Source organism: Chryseobacterium potabilaquae, assembly GCF_902728265.1.
Lineage (GTDB): Bacteria > Bacteroidota > Bacteroidia > Flavobacteriales > Weeksellaceae > Chryseobacterium > Chryseobacterium potabilaquae.
On sequence record NZ_CACVBR010000003.1, the window covers coordinates 41,942 to 60,874 of the forward strand.

The following is an 18,933-nucleotide window of genomic DNA, read 5'->3' on the forward strand; positions in this document are numbered from 1 at the left end:
AGATTAAAAATTATAGCTTAAATGATTGATATTGATTCTTAAACTTAAGATAACTTTCTTCATTTATATTGAACTCTCCATACCACACGTAATCAAAAATATATGATAAATTGTAGAATTCATTTTTCAGATGTTCTGCTTTCATTTCAGAAACATAATCCTTATTGGTTTTTTCAGGATTCCAACTAATTATTTTTTTATCGCTTAATTTTTTAAGAACAAAAAGAAACTGATACCGAATCGCAGAACGAAAATCTCTCGATTTCTCAAACTTCAGGATACTTTCAGGAAAGTTGATCTCATGAATATTCTCATGTAATTGTTCTTCATGAATTTCGACTTTTTTATTCTTTTTGCCAAAAATATAATTCCCTTCTTTTCCTATTACATATCTAATGATAAAATAGGCTAGGAAACCCACAAGAATAATAGCAAAGAAACGAATCAAAATAGACGCTATATTAGCAGAATCAGTAAAAATAGTTTCGCCAAAAACACTCTGTAAAATCTTGTCTATTCTTCTCATCAGCTTTTGCCAAAAAGACTCCCTAGGTTTTGATTCCGAGTAATTAAATTCATTGCCTTTGTATGCTGATTGAAAATTTTCTTTAAATTTTTTTGGATATACCGTATTTTCAGAAATAGGTGTTTTTATTAAAACAGAATCTGCACGCAGCATGTTTTTATAATGTCCTGTTTCCATTGAATCTACATACACTTCAGCAGTCGGAGGAAGGTCCGATTCTCCCTGAGCGTACATATTTCCTGTCAAGGAAAAAATTAGCAAAAAGAAAAATATTTTATTCATGGCTGCCAATAGTATCTATTTCTGCCAATTCTATTTTTTGGTGAAGATCTGTTCTACTATCATAGTATATAAGCCCAGAATTGATATACAATATATTCATAGCTAAAAAAGAAAAAATAGCAGAGATTCCATAAATAACAAAAATCACCACCCCAAATGTTCCTCCGAAAGGATTTTGTTCAAAGCTACCGTCCGGTGTTGAAGTAAACAACGAACCATAAAACAACATCATCGGAACAAAAGTAAATATTAAGCTAATTACATAATAAATAATACCAAGAATAAGTGTAGATCCCCAATATTTCCAATAAGGAGAGCTTTCCCTTCCGTTTGTATAAGAGAATTGTGATCTTAGGGAATAGCTTAAGCTCTCAAAAAAACCTCGATTACTATTAAAATAATCATAACTCAGAAAAGTTATCATATTAAATAATGTCGGTGTTATAAATAACATGATAATCAATCCTATCAATATAAAAATCAAAATATAAGAGATTCCTAAAATCACCATGGAAACTGGTATCACAAGAAACGTCAATCCTACATAAAGTTTAAATATTTTACCGGCATTTTTTCTGAAATCACCCACGATTTCATCCGTTTTTATTATACTTTGCCCATGGGCCGCTCTATTTAAATAAAAGACAGGAAACAAAAAATTCACGATCATTAAAGCTGAATAGAGCAAAAACATTAAAATTCCGGTGATGATAAGCATTCCCCAGTTATTCTGAAAGTATTCTTCAAAATAATAAGTATTACCTCCTAAATTTGATCCAAAAAGTTGTCCGAAAAGCTCTTTAAATCCAAAAACGCCTACGACGATAAGCAGAATAAGCAAAAGTCCGTTGATCAAAATATAACTTTTAAAATAATTTCTGCCATATATTTTGAAGAAATTAAAGGTATCACTAATAAAAGTACCAAAATCTCTTTTTTTATAAAACTGCATCATGATTGTGTTTATTTATTTTTCTATTAACAATTGAGGGATACACGAAATAATAAAATCCTATAATAAGTAAGGATCCAAAAATAATCATAAGGTTTACGATCAAAGGCATCTTTAAAGCATGTCGGGTTACATAGCCTTCAATAATTCCGGCACAAATTGTAAAAGGTATAGTGCTTAGAAATATTTTAAAAGAGTTTCTAAAACCATTTTTAAAAGAGTTAAATCTTGAAAATGTCTTAGGAAATAGTATAGAGGCACCCAAAATCAAACCACACATCGCCTCTACCACCATGGAAAAAATCTCAAATACTCCATGAAGCCAAATTCCTCTTGCACTTTCTTTTAACGCTCCATAATCATAAAAAAAGTATTGAAATGCGCCTAGCATGATACTATTTGATAATAAGGCATATAATGTGCCTACTCCTCCAAATATTCCATACATATATAACTTGGCTCCTACTCCAATATTATTAAAAATAATCCCTATTGTACTGCCCCAAGTTGAACCACTTTGATATACCCCAACCGCATTTCCTTTCTTAATGTTTTCGATCGTTTCATTCACATAACTTTCTCCTAAGATAATATTCACAAAATCTTTATCATAAATACCTGAAAGAACACCTATAGAAGTAAATAATAAAAAAAACAAGAAAGCATACAACAAATACTGTCTGTATTCATATACCAATAAGGGAACCTCTGTCTTAAAAAAGTAAATAATTCGGTTTTCTTCAACCCGTTTAGTTTTGTAAATTTTTTGAAATATTTGAGAAGAGAGATGATTCAAATAGATCGTTGTATTACTTTTAGGGTAATAAGTTTGAGCAAAAGAAAGATCATTGATCAGGTTTATATACAACGAAGACAGGTCATCAGGATTTTTTTTTATTTTCCCTTCAATAACCTGTTCAATTCCCAACCATTTTTCTTTATTTTGTTTTATAAAATAAATTTCTCTCATAACGGTAAGGCTAAAATAATAAAAATATGTCTCAAATTGCGATTAATACATCACAAAATGTAAATATTAATTTCAACATTGCTAGTGTTGGAGAAAGGATGCTAGCCTTCATTATTGACTTGTTGATAAAGGTGGCTTATGCCATTATTGCGTTCTACGTATTCTTTAATATTCTTGATTTGGGATATGTATTAAATGGCCTTGACTATTGGTCTCAAATTGCGATTTATATTGCCATCACCTTTCCTATTTACGTATACCCCGTAGTCTTGGAGAGCCTAATGGAAGGGCAAACTCCCGGAAAAAAAGCGATGAAAATTCGCGTAGTAAAAATTGATGGCTATCAAGCTAGTTTTGGGGATTATATGATTCGTTGGGTATTCAGATTAATTGATACCTCTTTCGCAGGTGTGATTGGGCTAGTTTCGATGATTATTTCAAAAAACAATCAACGTTTAGGAGACATCGCTTCTGGCACTGCTGTAATTTCGTTAAAAAATAGCATTAATATATCTCATACTATTTTAGAGAATATTCAAGAAAACTACCTCCCTACTTTTCCGCAAGTAATTGCATTAAGCGATAATGATATGAGGATTATCAAAGATAATTATCAAAAGGCATTAAAGATCGATGACAGACAGATTATCAATAGACTTTCTGACAAAATTAAAAATATTTTAAAGTTGGAAATTGATCCAACAAAAATGACAGAGAGGCAGTTTATTAATATTATCATTAAAGATTACAACTATTATACAGGTAAGGATAATTAATCATAAATAATCCATATAATTGAGTCGGTGCAGTTTTTGTATTCTTTATTATATAAAACTAAATCTATGAAATTTGAAAACAATAAGTCTGGAAATGGTGGAGTCATTACATTAAATAATGATTTAAAAGAAATTGGTAGAGTTACATATACTATTTTTCCCGAAGAAAATAAACTCATTATTTCTTTTGTATTAGTTCATTCCGAATTTGAAGGAAATGGGATGGGAAAACTCCTGGTAGAGGAAGTGATCAAGTATGCTCGAGAAAACAGCTGGAAAGTATATCCCCACTGTTCTTACGCAAGAGCTGTAATGACCAGAATGAATGATGTTGAGGATGTATTTTTAAAAAACTAATACTTCATTTACTAATATTTCCTCAATATCGTCGGGATAGTGTACTTGAAGATGATGATCAGAGGCAACCCACTTTTCTATTTCTTCAAGATTTAAAAGGGTAGAATTTGAAATTCCCATCTTATCCAAAGCACACGCATTACATTCTTGTTCATATTGATTATGAATAGGAATAACAAATAGTTTTTTGTCCATAAAAAGAGCTTCAGCAGGGGTTTCAAAACCTGCATTACATAAAATTCCCTCACAGTTTTCAAAATATTTTAAATATTGAATTTCATCAATGGAAAAAACTTCCACATTTTCGTCTCTAATCGGGCTTTTACTATATTTAGAAAACACTTTCCATTCAACAGGTATTTTCTTTAAGATTTTTATAATATTTTCATCAGAAAAACTAGGCAAATACACAAGGTAGTATCCTTTTTTATCGGGGGATAGGTTTCGAATCTTTTTTCTAATAACAGGTTTTTTAATTCTCGGATGATAATTATCAAAATGAAATCCTATTTTGTTTACACTTGGAGCATAATATTGTAAGATCAGTTCGCCAAAAAAATTTTTGTTATCTGGTTTTGGGGTTTCTTTAAAACTCATAGATGCCTGATGGCTTAATTCGATCATAGGTGCATTTTTGAATTTGCACGCCCAAGCTGTCAATGGCTCAAAATCATTAATAATAAGATCATAACCTGAGAGTTCTATTTCTCTAATTGCCTTAATTGCATTCAAGAAATGATTATCCTTAAACGTTTTCCAATAAGATAATCCACCCGTTTTATTATACAAAAGAGAAATTCCTTTATATTGAGAATCAATATTAAAATCAGCCTTCAATTGAGATTGGTGACCACTGATTAAAGTATCCACTGAAGCATGTTTTTTGAGAAGCGGAATAATCTCCTGCGCTCTCGCCATGTGACCGTTTCCTGTCCCTTGAAAAGCATATAATATTTTCATTTGGAAAAGTTTGTTACCATTTTCATGAGTTCAGAATTATCAATATCTGGAAATTCTTCTACATCTTCATCTTGAAGCAAGTCCTTATGATCATCATAATAAAAAATTTTCCATTCTTTATGATCATATTCAAGAGCAGATAAATTTTCAATCCAGTCTCCGGAATTAAGATAGGTACAAGAACCTTTTTTATTGGTTACCTCCCGAATTTGTGGTTGATGAATATGTCCACAAACGACATAATCATAATGATTATCGATAGCCAATTCAGAAGCCGTCAATTCAAAATCGCTGATATATTTTACTGCTTTCTTCACATTATTTTTGATTTTCTTTGAAAATGAGTATTTCTCCTTTCCCATTTTTTCCAAAAACCAATTTACAACATTATTTATAACAATAAGAAAATCATATCCCTTTCCTCCCAATTTGGCAATCCATTTAGAATGTTGAACAGAGGCATCAAAGACATCTCCATGAAATATCCAAGCTTTTTTCTGATCCATTTCTAAACAAATTTTATTACAAACTTTAAGTTTACCTAATTCAAAATCGGTAAATTTTCGGAACATTTCATCGTGATTCCCTGTGATGTAGTATACATCTGTGCTTTTAGTGGCAAATGAAAGAATTTTCTTAATTACTTTCAAATGAGGTTTAGGGAAGTAAGACTTTTTAAATTGCCAGATATCAATAATATCTCCATTCAATATTAATGTTTTAGGTTGAATAGAATTCAAATATCTGAGCAATTCTTTAGCCTTACATCCATAAGTTCCCAAATGAACATCCGAAATAACAACTAATTCAACATTTCTTTTCATATTATATACAAAGAAACTAATTGAATATTAATTGTATATGAATGTTATATTATTTTTTATAGAGCATTCATTAACTCTTCAGTTATCTCCATATTATGATACACATTCTGTACATCATCATCTTCTTCAAAACGTTCAAGCATTTTCATATTTGCTTTGAATTGTTCTTCGCTTACCTCTTTTGTATTGTTTGGAATTCTTTGAAGTTCTGCGCTTTTAACCTCAATTTTAAGTTCATCCAACTTATGAGATAGAGAACCAAAATCTTCAAATGCTGTTGTAATCATGATCTCAGTATCGTCTTTATCAATATCTTCTGCTCCACCATCAATCATTTCCATTTCAAAATCATCCCAATCCATTTTAATTTGAGATAAATCTATATTAAAAATACCCTTTCTATCAAATATAAAGGCGAGTTCACCATTCTTACCAAGGTTCCCATCAAATTTGTTAAAAACAGCTCTTACATTAGCTACTGTTCTAGTGGTATTGTTAGTTGTACATTCCACAAAAAATGCGACACCCCCTTGTCCGTATCCTTCATATGTAATTTCCTCATAATTTTCGGCATCGGCCCCACTTGCTTTTTTTATAGCCCTCTCCACATTATCTTTAGGCATATTGGCTCCTTTCGCATTTTGGATACATCTTCTCAATGCTGGATTTGATTCAGGATCTGTTCCACCGGCTTTCACTGCTAAGGCGATGTCTTTACCAATCTTAGAAAATGTTTTGGCCATCTTATCCCAACGGGCCATTTTAGAAGCTTTTCTATATTCAAATGCTCTTCCCATTTTTATTTTTAAATTTTCAACAAAATTACTTAAAAGTCAACGAAAAAAAAATACCCCCAAATAATTGGAGGTATTTATTATTTAGAAAAATTAATTATTTTTTCTTTTTAGCCGGAGCTTTTTTCTTAGCTGGAGCCTTTTTCTTAGCTACTGCTTTTTTAACTGGAGCGTCAGCATAATCTTTTTTAGCGATTTTGTTCCACTCGTTCATATCTTCAATAGCCATTACAACTACTTTTCTATCTACTTGTCTTTCTGCGTCAGAAGCTGTAGCAGGAACAGTAGCTTTAGCTTTACCAACACCTACTGATTTAAGTGCGTTAGCATCAACTCCTCTTGCATCTAAAGCAGTAACTACAGAAGCAGCTCTTTCTCTAGATAATTTCAAGTTGTAAGCTTCAGAACCTTTAGCATCTGTTCTACCTTCTAATAGATAGTTACCTCCATCTTTCTTGATAAGATCAGCTGCTCTATCTAATGCTGGCTTAGACTCAGCTTTAATAGTTGCTTTATTGAAATCGAAATATACATTTTTGAATTCTTTTTCAACTTCCTCAGCTGTCACTTTTTTAGGCTTAGGACATCCGTTATATTCTGGAAGACCTGGAACAGTAGGACAAGCATCATCTTTATCTAAGATACCATCACCATCTGTATCTGGCCAAGGACAACCGTTGTTTTCTGCAGGACCTGCAACAGTAGGACAAGCATCATCTTTATCGATTACACCGTCACCGTCTGTATCTGGCCAAGGACAACCGTTGTTTTCAACAGGACCAGCAACATCTGGACATTGATCGTCTTTATCTGGAACTCCGTCTCCATCTGTATCAGGACATCCTTGGAATTCTGGTAAACCTGGAGTATCTGGACAAAGATCATCTTTATCTAGGATACCATCTTTATCTCTATCTCTGTTTCCAAATCTGAATAATAAAGATGCAGAAGCTTGCCAGAAGTTTGGAACTGCTGATTTGTTTCCTGGAGTAGAAACGTAATCTCCTTGAATACCAAGACCGAAGTTTTTAGTAGCCCAGAAGTTGATCCCTGCACCGGCAGAAACTGTAAAGAAATTGGCTTTACCATTTTCATCACCATTTTCCCCGTTAGGAATAATATATCCATTAGCATCCTCTCTTGGGAAAGTCAGAGATGAATGATCATGTCTTAGGTAATTAGCACCTACTCTTAAATATGGATCAAACCATGATTCTTCACTCCATAGTAAACCAGCTGCTTTGGCTTGTAAACCAAGACCTGTCATTAGGAAGAATTCTTTCCCCATGTTGAATCTTTTGTTATCAACATTCCCTACAGATGTCTGCCAATCAACAACTAAACCTTTTCTAACGTTTCTAGCCACTGTAAGTTTAGATAATGGAGGCGTAATAGAGAAGTTGTTCATATTGAACAGAGTCTTCGTCAAATTTTTTGCTGCAAAGGTATTACTGAAGGTGTTCGCCTGTGCCAAATGGTTCTCCGCATGAGCACCAACTCCGATCAACCACGGATTGTTGGTAGTCTGAGCGAATACAGTAGAAGCAACCGTCAGTGCCAATGCTGAAATTCCTAATTTTAGATTTTTCATAGAATTAAATGATTAAATAATTGATAATGCAAAATAAATATAATTTTTCTTCATATACAAAGTTTTTCAGATGAATTTTAACTTTTCTTTAATATTCTATCCAGGTTTCGTTTATTTTCTCTATCTTTTATGCTCTCCCTTTTATCAAAAAGCTTTTTCCCTCTACCTAAAGCAATTAGCACTTTAGCTTTTCCCCTATCATTGATATATAATTTCAAAGGAACAATTGTATTACCTGCATCTTTTAGCTTCTTTTCAAGTTTTTGCAATTCTCTTTTGTGCAACAACAATTTTCGTTCCCTTTTTGTTTTATGGTTATAAAATGTTCCCAATTTATATTCATCAATCATCATATTGATAATATATAATTCCTTATCTATAAATTGACAAAAAGACTCCGTAATAGACGCTTTTGATGAACGGAGAGATTTTATTTCTGTACCCGTTAAAACCATTCCTGCTTCATATTCTTCAAGAATTTCATATTCAAATCGGGCTCTTTTATTTGATATATTAACTGTTTTTTCAATCTTCATAAGTCTAAAATTTCTATAATTGAAATATACAAAAATACCTATCCTTTAAAAACTTGACTATTACATTATTACGAAATACCCAAATTCTTTTTGTATTTTTGCGCCAAATTTACAAAACTATATGTTAACAGTATCTAACTTATCTTTACAATTCGGGAAAAGAATTCTTTTTGATGAGGTAAATATTATGTTTACCAAAGGAAATTGCTACGGGATCATCGGAGCAAATGGAGCAGGAAAGTCTACGTTCCTTAAAATATTAACTGGGAAGCAGGATCCCACAACGGGCCATGTAACACTGGAACCTGGAAAAAGAATGTCTGTTCTTGAGCAGGATCACTTTGCTTATGATCAATATACTGTTCTTGAAACTGTACTAAGAGGCAATAAAAAATTATTCGAAATAAAAGAGGAGATGGACGCACTTTATGCGAAAGAAGACTTCTCTGATGAAGATGGAATTAAAGCAGGGGAATTAGGTGTAATATATGATGAGATGGGAGGATGGACTGCAGAATCGGATGCACAAACCATGCTTTCGAATGTGGGAATTAAAGATGATATGCATTGGCAGATGATGGGGGAACTTGAAAATAAAGACAAAGTAAAAGTTCTTCTTGCTCAGGCTCTTTTTGGAAATCCAGACGTATTAATCTTGGATGAGCCTACCAACGACCTTGATATAGATACTATCTCATGGTTGGAAGATTTCCTTGCAGATTATGAAAATACAGTAATTGTAGTATCTCACGACCGTCACTTCTTGGATACCGTATGTACTCATATTGGTGATTTGGATTATGCTAAACTTAATCTTTATACAGGGAACTACTCTTTTTGGTATCAAGCATCCCAACTAGCTACAAGACAAAGAGCTCAAGCTAATAAAAAAGCTGAAGAAAAGAAAAAAGAACTTCAGGATTTTATCGCGAGATTTAGCTCAAATGTTGCAAAAGCTAAGCAGGCAACTGCAAGAAAGAAAATGATCGATAAATTGAATATCGACGATATTAAGCCATCTTCAAGAAGATATCCAGCGATTATTTTTGAAATGGAAAGGGAGGCAGGAGATCAAATTTTGGATGTAAAAGGTCTTGAAAAAACAAAAGATGGAGAACTTCTTTTCTCTAATATTGATTTAAACCTTAAGAAGGGAGATAAAGTCGCTGTTATTTCAAAAAGCTCATTAGCCATTACTGAATTTTTTGAAATTCTTGCAGGAAATTCAACTGCAGATAAAGGAACTGTAGCTTGGGGGGTAACAACCAATCAATCTCATATGCCTTTAGACAATACCAATTTTTTCCAGGAGGATATAAGTTTAGTGGATTGGTTAAGACAATTTACTAAAAATGATGAGGAACGTCACGAAGAGTTTATAAGAGGATTTTTAGGAAGAATGCTCTTTTCGGGTGACGAAGCACTCAAGTCTTGTAAAGTACTTTCAGGAGGTGAAAAAATGAGATGTATGTTTAGCAGAATGATGCTTCAAAAAGCCAATATCCTTTTATTAGATGAGCCGACGAACCACTTAGATCTTGAGAGTATTACCACATTGAATAACTCACTTTCTAATTTTAAAGGAAACATTTTATTGGCATCTCATGACCACGAAATGCTTCAAACAGTATGTAACAGAATCATCGAACTTACTCCTAAAGGTATTATCGATAGAGAAATGACATATGATGAATATCTCGCAGAGAAAAAAGTAAAAGAATTAAGAGAAAAAATGTATTCTTAATCTTAGACAAATTCATACTTATTATAACAACAATTGCTCAAAGGTTCTTTGAGCAATTGTTGTTATATATTCACTTTATTATCGTTTTCAAATTTATTTCCAAATATTAATGATAACTGCTTTACCCATCCTATTCTAAAATCAAAGCTACCCCATATATATTGTTTTTAACAAGCATAAAATCAAAACTTCAAGTTAATGATTTCTGAATACTATTTTTTTTCCCTATTTTTGTGAAATGAGTCAAAAATGGATTTATAAGCCGGAACCTGATGAGGAAATTGTAGATGGATTAATTTCGTCTCTTGGTTTTGGAACTTTTGAATCTAGACTTCTTGTTCTGAGAGGCATTGACAATTACCAAAAGGCAAGAGAATTCTTCAAACCTAACCTCAACGATATACATAGTCCCTTTCTGATGGCAGATATGCAAAAAGCTGTAGAGCGTATTGCAACAGCCATAGAAAATGGAGAAAAGATATTGGTATATGGAGACTATGATGTGGACGGAACAACTGCTGTTGCTTTAATGTATCTCTACCTAAGTAAAATTGTTGAGAAAAAATATTTAGACTATTATATACCGGATCGGAATTCTGAAGGATATGGAATTTCAACGGAAGGAATTGATTTTGCCAAAGAAAATGATTATTCGCTTATTATTGCTCTGGACTGCGGAATAAAAGCAATGGATATGATCAATTATGCCAAAAGCTTGGAAATTGATTTTATCATATGTGATCATCACCTACCTGGTGAAGAAATTCCTAATGCGGTTGCCGTTCTTGATCCAAAAAGAAATGACTGTAGATACCCTTTTAAGGAACTTTCCGGATGTGGTGTAGGATTTAAACTTTGCCAAGGTCTAAATACCATATATAAAATTCCAGAAGCCGAATTATTTGAACTCACCGACCTTCTGGCCATTTCAATTGCAGCTGATATTGTCTCCATGACTGGCGAAAACCGAGTATTGGCTAAAATGGGACTAAAAACCTTAAGAAAGACTAGAAACTTGGGTTTAAGGTTATTAATTCCGGAAGATAAACTCTCTCATTTCGAAATTTCCAATATTGTATTTGAAATAGCTCCAAAAATTAATGCCGCCGGAAGAATTTCTCATGGAAAAGCAGCTGTAGAACTTATGGTTTCTGATAATTTGAAGCATGCTAATCAAATTGTGAATGATATAATGGATCTTAATGATGAAAGACGTGAATTAGATATGAATTCTACCCTTTCAGCGTTGAACCAAATTATAGAATCTCAGCAACAATCAAAATATACGACGATTGTTTATAGTCCAGAATGGAATAAAGGTGTCATTGGAATTGTAGCTTCAAGGCTCATAGAAACCTATTATAAACCCACATTGGTTTTTACTGATGGTAATAATGGAGAAATGGTTGCATCAGCCAGATCTGTTTCCGATTTTGACGTACATGAAGCTTTGGATATGTGTTCAGAATATTTTCTAAAGTTTGGAGGTCACCATGCTGCTGCAGGTCTTTCTATGGAGAAAGAGAAGTTTGATGCTTTTAAAGAAAAATTTGAAAAAGTAGTTTCTGATAAAATTCAAGAACATCAAAAAGAGCCTTCTATCACTATAGATTCCGAAATCCAAATAGAAGATATTAACCGAGAATTTATCAATTTTCATCGAAAATTAGCCCCTTTCGGTCCTCACAATATGAAACCTATCCTCACCTTAACCAATCAAAAGGTTTCTGGATTTGTTAAAACAATGGGAAAAGACAATAATCACCTGAAATTTTATATTAAACAAGAGTTTTCAGGAAGAAATATTGAATGTGTAGGTTTCAAGCTAGGTCAATTTGCAGAAGACTTTAAGAATAAAGCTTTTGATTTAGCCTTTACTTTAGAAGAAAATCATTGGAAAGGTAATATAACTCACTATCTTAATATAAAAGATGTGAAATTTAGAGATTAGATGTATCTTCTAACATTCTTAAATTCCACATTTGATTCATTATATTTCCTATCTTTTATTAAGTATTAATTCATGAAAGAAATCGGTTTATTTTTCGGCTCATTTAATCCAATTCATATAGGGCATTTAATTTTAGCCAATTATATTTTGGAGAATTCGAATATGAATGAAATATGGTTTGTTGTAAGTCCACAAAATCCCTTTAAAGAAAAAAAATCTTTACTGAAAGATCATAATCGACTGGATATGGTCCAACATGCATTACAAAACTATCCGAATATGAGGGCTTCCAATGTAGAGTTTTCTTTACCCACTCCTAGCTATACTATTGATACTTTAACGTATCTTCATGAAAAATATCCTGAATATTCTTTTAGTTTAATTATGGGAGAAGACAACCTGGAGAATCTACACAAATGGAAAAATTCAGATATTTTACTTAAAAATCATCATATTGTCGTTTATCCAAGAGTTTTTGATGGGAAAAAGGCAGGTTACGATCTTGAGCACGAAAATATAACTGTAATCCAAGCTCCTATCATTGAACTATCAGCTACAGAGATTCGAAATATGATCAAAGAAGGAAAAAATGTAAGACCTATGTTACCTCCTGAAGTATTTGATTATTTGGATGGAAGCAATTTTTATAAGTAATTGTGCCACCTAGATCACTCACTTTTGGATTTTCATCTCTAAATCATATTTCAAAATGAACTTCATTGAAAAATTCTTCTCAAAATATTCTCAAGAAAAAATCATAAAATGGTTTAAGCAAATTTGTATTGCCGAAGCAATTTCATGCTTTTTATTATATGGAGTTGCCATGATTTGGAAAAGATATGATGCTGAAGGGATCCTTTCTACTATTTTTATTATTATAGTGGGAAATATTCATGGACTCTTTTTCTCTATTTATCTTTTACTTTGTTTACCTGCCAGAAAAATTTATACGTGGGATGATGAAGATTTTGTTTTCGCCTTATTATCTGCATTTTTCCCTTTTGCTACTATTTGGGTTGATAAAAAGCTAGCCCGTTTCGACAGAGAGTAGTCTTATTTTTTCAAATATTCACCTTTACACTGTAACAAAAACCATGTTATGGTTGTCTTATTATTAAAAAACAATACTATACATAAATACTGATTTAAATTTTAACAACTGATAAACAGCTAGTTATATTTACGAAGTTAATTTTTTAAGTACTTTGTATTGCATGATACTAAATTTATTATATATCTTTGCTATATTAAATAATAGAAAATACAAGCTATTAAACTCTCTAAATAAAAAACATCATGAAAACGCCTATCCTCATCGCAGCAATATTTTTTAGCGGATTGATATTCGCTCAGGAAAAAAAATCAGATACTGTAAAGACAAAAACAATAGAAGGAATAACACTCACCAAGCAAATATTCAAAAAACAAAGTGATCGTTTTGTATACGATGTTGCGGCATCACCTGTTACAAAAGGAAACACAACTTTTGATCTTTTAAAACAAACTCCACTTTTATCAACTACCGATGATAAAACCCTAAAAATAGCAGGAAAAAACAATGCTCTAATCTATATCAATGGAAGAAAAACCAATATGGATGCGGAGTCATTAACGCAATTTCTAAAAAATACTCCTGCCGAAAACATTCAAAGAATTGAAGTTATTACCGTTCCCGGCAGTGAATATCAAGTTGAATCTTCTGATGGAATTATCAATATTGTATTAAAGAAAAAAATGAGTGATGGGACTAGTGGAAATATGAGAATGGCCAATACTCAGAATAAATACAATTCAAGCCAAGCAAGTTTCTCATTAAACTATAGGAAAGGTAAATTAGGCGTGAGTGCAAACCTAAATGGAGGAGAAAATATTAATCCTCAAGCCTATATCTTACGAAATGGAACTGATAAAATAAGAAACGAATCTGTAGGTAATATAGATGATCCTAATAAAAATATCGGTGGATACTTAAATATTGATTATCAGTTAACAGAAAAAAGCAACTGGGCTCTATCCTGGAACTCTTGGGCCAATAAAAGTTATAATTCAACAATAGATCTATTAAATACAATTACAAGATTTGATAATGGTAATTTAGTTTCTACAGATTATACCCGTACTAAAAACAAAGAAGATGCTCGTAACTACAACAACTCTGTTAACTTAAATTATGAAGTAAAACTTGACTCTTTAGGAAGCAAGCTCAATCTAAATGCGGCCTATCTCAATTATAAAAGATTTCAATATTCCGATAATAACACCATGGTTCCAGGACAAAATAATGATTTCTCTCAATTCAGTAAAAAAATCATTCAGGACATTCCTCAAATAATTAATAATTTTTCAGGAACCGTTGACTATATCCAAAAATTAAAAAATGATTACACATTTTCAGTAGGTGGTAACTTTAACAAAACCAAGACTGATAATGATACTAAAAATTATACATTTTTATATGACAACAATGGAAATCAGCAACCCGTAGAAGAAGATTTTAACCACTTTGTGTATGATGAAAACATTTATGGTCTTTATTTAACTTTTGAAAAGAAATTCTCTGATAAATTTTCAGGAAAAATAGGAACAAGATACGAGATTACAAACAGTTTGGGAACTTCCGACAACGCTTCTCCTGAATACCGAAGAATAGAAAGAAATTATAATAATTTGTTACCCTACTTAAGCTTTAATTATGCCATTAATGATAAAAATAATATTTCCTATTCATTTTCAAGCAGAATGCGTAGACCTAGTTTTTGGGAATTAAATCCTGTAAAAAACATTATTACGGAAGATAATTACACTCAAAACAATCCTTTTGTAAAGGCTTCTTCAACATACAATCAGGAACTAACCTATATGTATAAAAACTCATATTTTTTAATTTTAAATCACTCCTTATTTAAAGATGTAATTACACAAGTTCCTTTACAGAGAAAATATATGGATAATAATGTGGAAAGAGTGCAACTTGCCTATATCAGAACAAATTTTGGAACAAAACAGGAAATGTCCGCAATGGTAGGGATTCAAAAGTCTTTTTTCAAACAATATTTAACAACCAATTTTAATATTGGGGTTCAACATAATATCAATGATGGAACTTTAAACACAGATCCAACAACAGGGCAAATTTTTGACAATTATGTAAACAATACAAATTCTACAAGTATTGTTATTCAAACCAACAATACACTCCGCTTAGACAAAAAGAAAACTTGGTTTTTAGGAGTAAATTACTTTTTCGTAGACAAACAACAAATTGAACTTGGACTATTGAAAAATTTAATGAGTTTAGATTTGAGTCTAAAGAAAAATTGGAATGATTGGACGTTTGCCGTTAATGTAAATGATGTATTAAGAACAAACATTGTGGAAATCGAGGATTTCCAAGCTTCAGGAAATTATAATTACATCAGAAATGATCAATTCAGAAGAAGCATGACTGTAAGTATCACCTATAATTTTGGTAATCAAAAAGTAAAAAAAGTAAGGGATATAGAAAGTGCTTCCGATGCGATCAAAAACAGAACAAGATAAATCAAAATTCTATTCATATTAATTATATTGTTTTGAATTCGCGGCTAAGTTAGCCGCGAATTTGTTTGTTTAAAAAGGTAATATACTAGAAAAGTATGGGCTATCTTAATAACCTAACGTTTTTTTAGCTTCAAGAGCAGTCATATTTAGTGCATTAATACATTGGGGAAAGTTTTGGGCATTATTACTAAGATCCCAAAATGGTAATAATACGATTACTGAAAAGTCCGTATCAGGATCATATAACATGATAGATAAATACCCTTCTGTTGCTCCATTATGACCATACCCAACCCCAGGAAGATAAAAACATCCTAAGGAATAATTTCTATTCTCCGCAGTTGTTGCCAATCCTCTACTTCTCCTCATTAATTCTGCACTTGAGGGATAAAGTACATTTTTTCCTTTCATCACACTCCTTATATAACTAGAGAGCATAAGCATTGTTCCTACTCCATTGCCCTCAGCAATATGTGGACTTGCATTTTTCAAATCCGTCACTTCCATTGTATTGTCATTTTTTATCAATCCTTTTACATAGGGTGTAAGTAATTGTTTATCTGAAGCTAATTCTGGAAATCTGATTCCTATTGGAACTTTAGAACTTGGCCCTACAATATGATCATACATATAATTTCCATAAGTCTTTGAAGTATTGGCTTTCTGCGAATAAATCCTAGCTATTATTTCTCCTAAAATTGAATATCCGGTATTTGAATAATGATAAACAGTATTAGGAGCTCCATAAGTAAGGTTATGTTCCGTTAAAACCTTAATATATTCCGTAGTTGTGAATTGATGATCCGGATAGTTATTAAGCATATAATCACCATAAGTTTCACCATTTATATGATACTGAGAACTGTCGTTAGTTACATCATATACCCCAGCATTATGTTGTAGAAGTTGGCGAATGGTAATTTGATTTTTAAATGGAAAATTCCACTCTGCAATATTGGGTGTATACGGAATATCAGTTCCCGGAATATTAGCAGTTATTTTATCATCAAGATTAAGCCATCCATCTTGCATCATTTTTAGAATAGCCGTAGAAGTGAAACTCTTAGTATTGCTAGCAAAACGAAAGTAAGTATTAGGAGTCACCGTTGTCCCATTCGTTCCTTTTATTGTACTGAAATAAGTTCCTTTTGATGAGACTACATATACACTTAAAGAGGGTATATCAGTTTGAAGAGAATTTTGAAGATTTTCATGAATATTCTTTACAACTCCGTCCAGTTCTGCTTGATAATTTTTATTGTTTTCATCGTTACTACATCCTAAAATACCAAATAATAAAGGTATTAAGAATAGTTTATTTGTTTTCATGGTTAAATATTAGTTATTGGTGGTATTATATTAGTCTATTCTGATTGTATTACTTCTGTTCTTTCTGAAATTCCATTAGAATTAAATGCTTCTATTTGAAAATAATAAGTATCCGTTCTATCAGCTCCTGTAAAAAAATATTCATTCTTTCCATAAACCATGATACTTCCATACAGTTTATCCGGTGATTTCCCCCAATAAATTACGTACCCATCCGCTTCCGAATTTTGCTGCCATTTCATCCAAATACTCCTTCTTTCCCCATATTTTTTAGGATCAGCTCTTAGAGGAACAAAATTTTGCACTTTAGAAGGTCTCTCACTATTCCCTTTTCCAAATACTCTAAAGCCACTTAAAGCGAATTTCCCCGTGGGCATTTTTATATTTTCTATTTTCAGAAATCTTGCCGTTACGGGCTTACTAAGTTCTATATAATCATGAGGGACATCTTTTATATTTTTGCTTTTATCAACAATTACATTCCATTTTTTCCCATCATGCGACCCTAAAATTTTATATTGATGCATTTTACCTAAAGTTTTACCTAAAAATTCTACATCTTGATCCGCATAATTAATCTGAATGGCATTAACTGTGGATACTTCCCCCAAGTCAGTTTGAAACCACTCTCCAGCATTTCCGGTTTTTGCACTCCAATATGTTTTAATATCTTCATCTACCGCATAATTAGAGTGATACCCTCCTAAAGTTGATGAGACTTGAACGGGCTTATTGTAATTTAAAAGCATCCAGCCTGCAAAAAGACCTTTAGTAAAATCTTTTCCTTGGGCATATTGAGGTAAGTAAGTAGGATAATCTCCATAAGCTGTGTTACAATACATAACATCATCTTTATCAAAACCAGCAGGCCAGATCCCTATTCTTCTTTCAAAGTTATTTTTAGTAGAAATAAAAATGGTTGATACATGCCACCAATTTTTAAAATTATCTTCAAAAGTAGCTCCATGTCCGGCCCCCCTAGCAAATCCACTAGGTTTATAGGAAAATGGATTATGCTGTTGGTATTCAAATCCTTCTAATGGACTTTTACTCACATAGACTCCATCAGAATATCCACTGAATTCTGTAGCGGGCGCACCATACTGCATATAATACTTGCCATTATGTTTTGTCATCCAAGCTCCTTCTACAAAAGGCTGCAAAAAAACATTATCATTATATTCCCCAAATCTCTCCCAACCATGATCTTCCGGTTTTAATCTAAGAATTGGTTTTACAAACCCTTCAGATTGCAACGTTTTTACTTTGACCTCCGTTCCTAATAATGGCCATTCATTGCTTGACCCCCAATAGAGATAGAGCTTATTTTTATCTTCATCATAATGAAAGGCAGGATCCCACGCTCCCACTTTTAAAGTATCAACGGCAATATGCCAATCATCTTTTGTTGGATTTGTACTTTTCCATATCGGAAAATCTTGTTCCCAAGTTGAGCCAAAAACATACAACGTATCTTTCATAGACCAAACTGCCGGAGCGTTTAAATCATGAGTATATTTATTGTCTCTAAGAAATTTTCTTTTTATAAACTTCCAATCCAACATATCATCACTATACCAATAGCCTTCCTGATTTGTTGAAAAAAGGAAGAGTTTATTTTTAAAGTTAACAATTACTGGATCCGCCGTAGCCCGATGTTTTCCTTGTTTAGAAAAAACCTCAAATGGAGTATAACCATAATCTATATTGATGGGGTTACAGAACGTTTTTTGTTGAGCTTCAACAAAGCAGAATGGCAATGATGCCATCAATAAAATAATTTTCTTTTTCATGTAGCAAT

The 18,933-nt window shown here is 32.2% G+C and carries 17 protein-coding genes; 7 read left to right on the plus strand and 10 right to left on the minus strand.

Features of this window, described 5'->3' with window-relative positions; genetic code table 11:
• Nucleotides 1-10 precede the first annotated feature (10 nt).
• The 3 genes from CHRY9293_RS02705 to CHRY9293_RS02715 are packed head-to-tail and all read right to left on the minus strand — an operon-like array spanning nucleotide 11 to nucleotide 2,730.
• A complete protein-coding gene (locus CHRY9293_RS02705; protein WP_162031500.1) occupies nucleotides 11-808 on the minus strand; it encodes a DUF4129 domain-containing protein in 798 nt (265 codons plus the stop codon).
• Nucleotides 801-1,760, minus strand: coding sequence for a DUF4013 domain-containing protein (locus tag CHRY9293_RS02710; protein ID WP_228455451.1), 960 nt, complete (start codon nucleotides 1,758-1,760; stop codon nucleotides 801-803). Before CHRY9293_RS02710 ends, CHRY9293_RS02705 begins: the two co-directional genes overlap by 8 nt.
• The gene (locus CHRY9293_RS02715) at nucleotides 1,747-2,730 is read right to left on the minus strand and encodes a stage II sporulation protein M (RefSeq protein WP_162031502.1); all 984 of its coding nucleotides are present in this window, start codon (nucleotides 2,728-2,730) and stop codon (nucleotides 1,747-1,749) included. Before CHRY9293_RS02715 ends, CHRY9293_RS02710 begins: the two co-directional genes overlap by 14 nt.
• Before the next feature lie 26 nt (nucleotides 2,731-2,756).
• Between CHRY9293_RS02715 and CHRY9293_RS02720 the strand changes: the two genes are divergently transcribed.
• Both CHRY9293_RS02720 and CHRY9293_RS02725 read left to right on the plus strand, forming a co-directional pair.
• The gene (locus tag CHRY9293_RS02720) at nucleotides 2,757-3,506 is read left to right on the plus strand and encodes an RDD family protein (RefSeq protein ID WP_162031503.1); all 750 of its coding nucleotides are present in this window, start codon (nucleotides 2,757-2,759) and stop codon (nucleotides 3,504-3,506) included.
• A 66-nt stretch (nucleotides 3,507-3,572) separates the two neighbouring features.
• The gene (locus tag CHRY9293_RS02725) at nucleotides 3,573-3,863 is read left to right on the plus strand and encodes a GNAT family N-acetyltransferase (protein ID WP_162031504.1); all 291 of its coding nucleotides are present in this window, start codon (nucleotides 3,573-3,575) and stop codon (nucleotides 3,861-3,863) included.
• On the opposite strand, the gene CHRY9293_RS02730 is transcribed toward CHRY9293_RS02725, so the two are convergent.
• The 5 genes from CHRY9293_RS02730 to smpB all read right to left on the minus strand — a co-directional run bounded on the left by CHRY9293_RS02730 (nucleotide 3,852) and on the right by smpB (nucleotide 8,568).
• Nucleotides 3,852-4,823: a glycosyltransferase family protein gene (locus CHRY9293_RS02730; protein ID WP_162031505.1), complete on the minus strand. Its 972-nt coding sequence runs from the start codon at nucleotides 4,821-4,823 to the stop codon at nucleotides 3,852-3,854. The genes CHRY9293_RS02725 and CHRY9293_RS02730 overlap by 12 nt on opposite strands.
• Entirely contained in the window at nucleotides 4,820-5,647 is an 828-nt protein-coding gene (locus CHRY9293_RS02735) for a UDP-2,3-diacylglucosamine diphosphatase (RefSeq protein ID WP_162031506.1), read from the minus strand. Before CHRY9293_RS02735 ends, CHRY9293_RS02730 begins: the two co-directional genes overlap by 4 nt.
• A 56-nt stretch (nucleotides 5,648-5,703) precedes the next feature.
• Nucleotides 5,704-6,444: a YebC/PmpR family DNA-binding transcriptional regulator gene (locus tag CHRY9293_RS02740; protein WP_122634869.1), complete on the minus strand. Its 741-nt coding sequence runs from the start codon at nucleotides 6,442-6,444 to the stop codon at nucleotides 5,704-5,706.
• A 94-nt stretch (nucleotides 6,445-6,538) separates the two neighbouring features.
• On the minus strand, nucleotides 6,539-8,032 hold the full coding sequence (locus CHRY9293_RS02745) for an OmpA family protein (protein ID WP_162031507.1): 1,494 nt from the start codon (nucleotides 8,030-8,032) through the stop codon (nucleotides 6,539-6,541).
• A gap of 77 nt (nucleotides 8,033-8,109) precedes the next feature.
• On the minus strand, nucleotides 8,110-8,568 hold the full coding sequence (gene smpB / locus CHRY9293_RS02750) for an SsrA-binding protein SmpB (RefSeq protein WP_122545953.1): 459 nt from the start codon (nucleotides 8,566-8,568) through the stop codon (nucleotides 8,110-8,112).
• A 121-nt stretch (nucleotides 8,569-8,689) separates the two neighbouring features.
• Between smpB and CHRY9293_RS02755 the strand changes: the two genes are divergently transcribed.
• The 5 genes from CHRY9293_RS02755 to CHRY9293_RS02775 all read left to right on the plus strand — a co-directional run bounded on the left by CHRY9293_RS02755 (nucleotide 8,690) and on the right by CHRY9293_RS02775 (nucleotide 15,803).
• On the plus strand, nucleotides 8,690-10,312 hold the full coding sequence (locus CHRY9293_RS02755) for an ABC-F family ATP-binding cassette domain-containing protein (protein ID WP_122545952.1): 1,623 nt from the start codon (nucleotides 8,690-8,692) through the stop codon (nucleotides 10,310-10,312).
• Between the two features lie 238 nt (nucleotides 10,313-10,550).
• Complete coding sequence (recJ, locus tag CHRY9293_RS02760; RefSeq protein ID WP_162031508.1) at nucleotides 10,551-12,263, plus strand: single-stranded-DNA-specific exonuclease RecJ; 1,713 nt, start codon at nucleotides 10,551-10,553, stop codon at nucleotides 12,261-12,263.
• Between the two features lie 72 nt (nucleotides 12,264-12,335).
• On the plus strand, nucleotides 12,336-12,917 hold the full coding sequence (gene nadD / locus CHRY9293_RS02765; RefSeq protein WP_162031509.1) for a nicotinate (nicotinamide) nucleotide adenylyltransferase: 582 nt from the start codon (nucleotides 12,336-12,338) through the stop codon (nucleotides 12,915-12,917).
• A gap of 55 nt (nucleotides 12,918-12,972) precedes the next feature.
• Complete coding sequence (locus CHRY9293_RS02770; protein WP_122634873.1) at nucleotides 12,973-13,314, plus strand: DUF3817 domain-containing protein; 342 nt, start codon at nucleotides 12,973-12,975, stop codon at nucleotides 13,312-13,314.
• Nucleotides 13,315-13,559: 245 nt separating this feature from the next.
• On the plus strand, nucleotides 13,560-15,803 hold the full coding sequence (locus CHRY9293_RS02775; protein ID WP_162031510.1) for a TonB-dependent receptor domain-containing protein: 2,244 nt from the start codon (nucleotides 13,560-13,562) through the stop codon (nucleotides 15,801-15,803).
• A 105-nt stretch (nucleotides 15,804-15,908) separates the two neighbouring features.
• On the opposite strand, the gene CHRY9293_RS02780 is transcribed toward CHRY9293_RS02775, so the two are convergent.
• Nucleotides 15,909-17,132, minus strand: coding sequence for a serine hydrolase domain-containing protein (locus CHRY9293_RS02780; protein ID WP_162031511.1), 1,224 nt, complete (start codon nucleotides 17,130-17,132; stop codon nucleotides 15,909-15,911).
• Nucleotides 17,133-17,167: 35 nt separating this feature from the next.
• On the minus strand, nucleotides 17,168-18,925 hold the full coding sequence (locus CHRY9293_RS02785; RefSeq protein WP_162031512.1) for a discoidin domain-containing protein: 1,758 nt from the start codon (nucleotides 18,923-18,925) through the stop codon (nucleotides 17,168-17,170).
• Nucleotides 18,926-18,933: the final 8 nt, after the last annotated feature.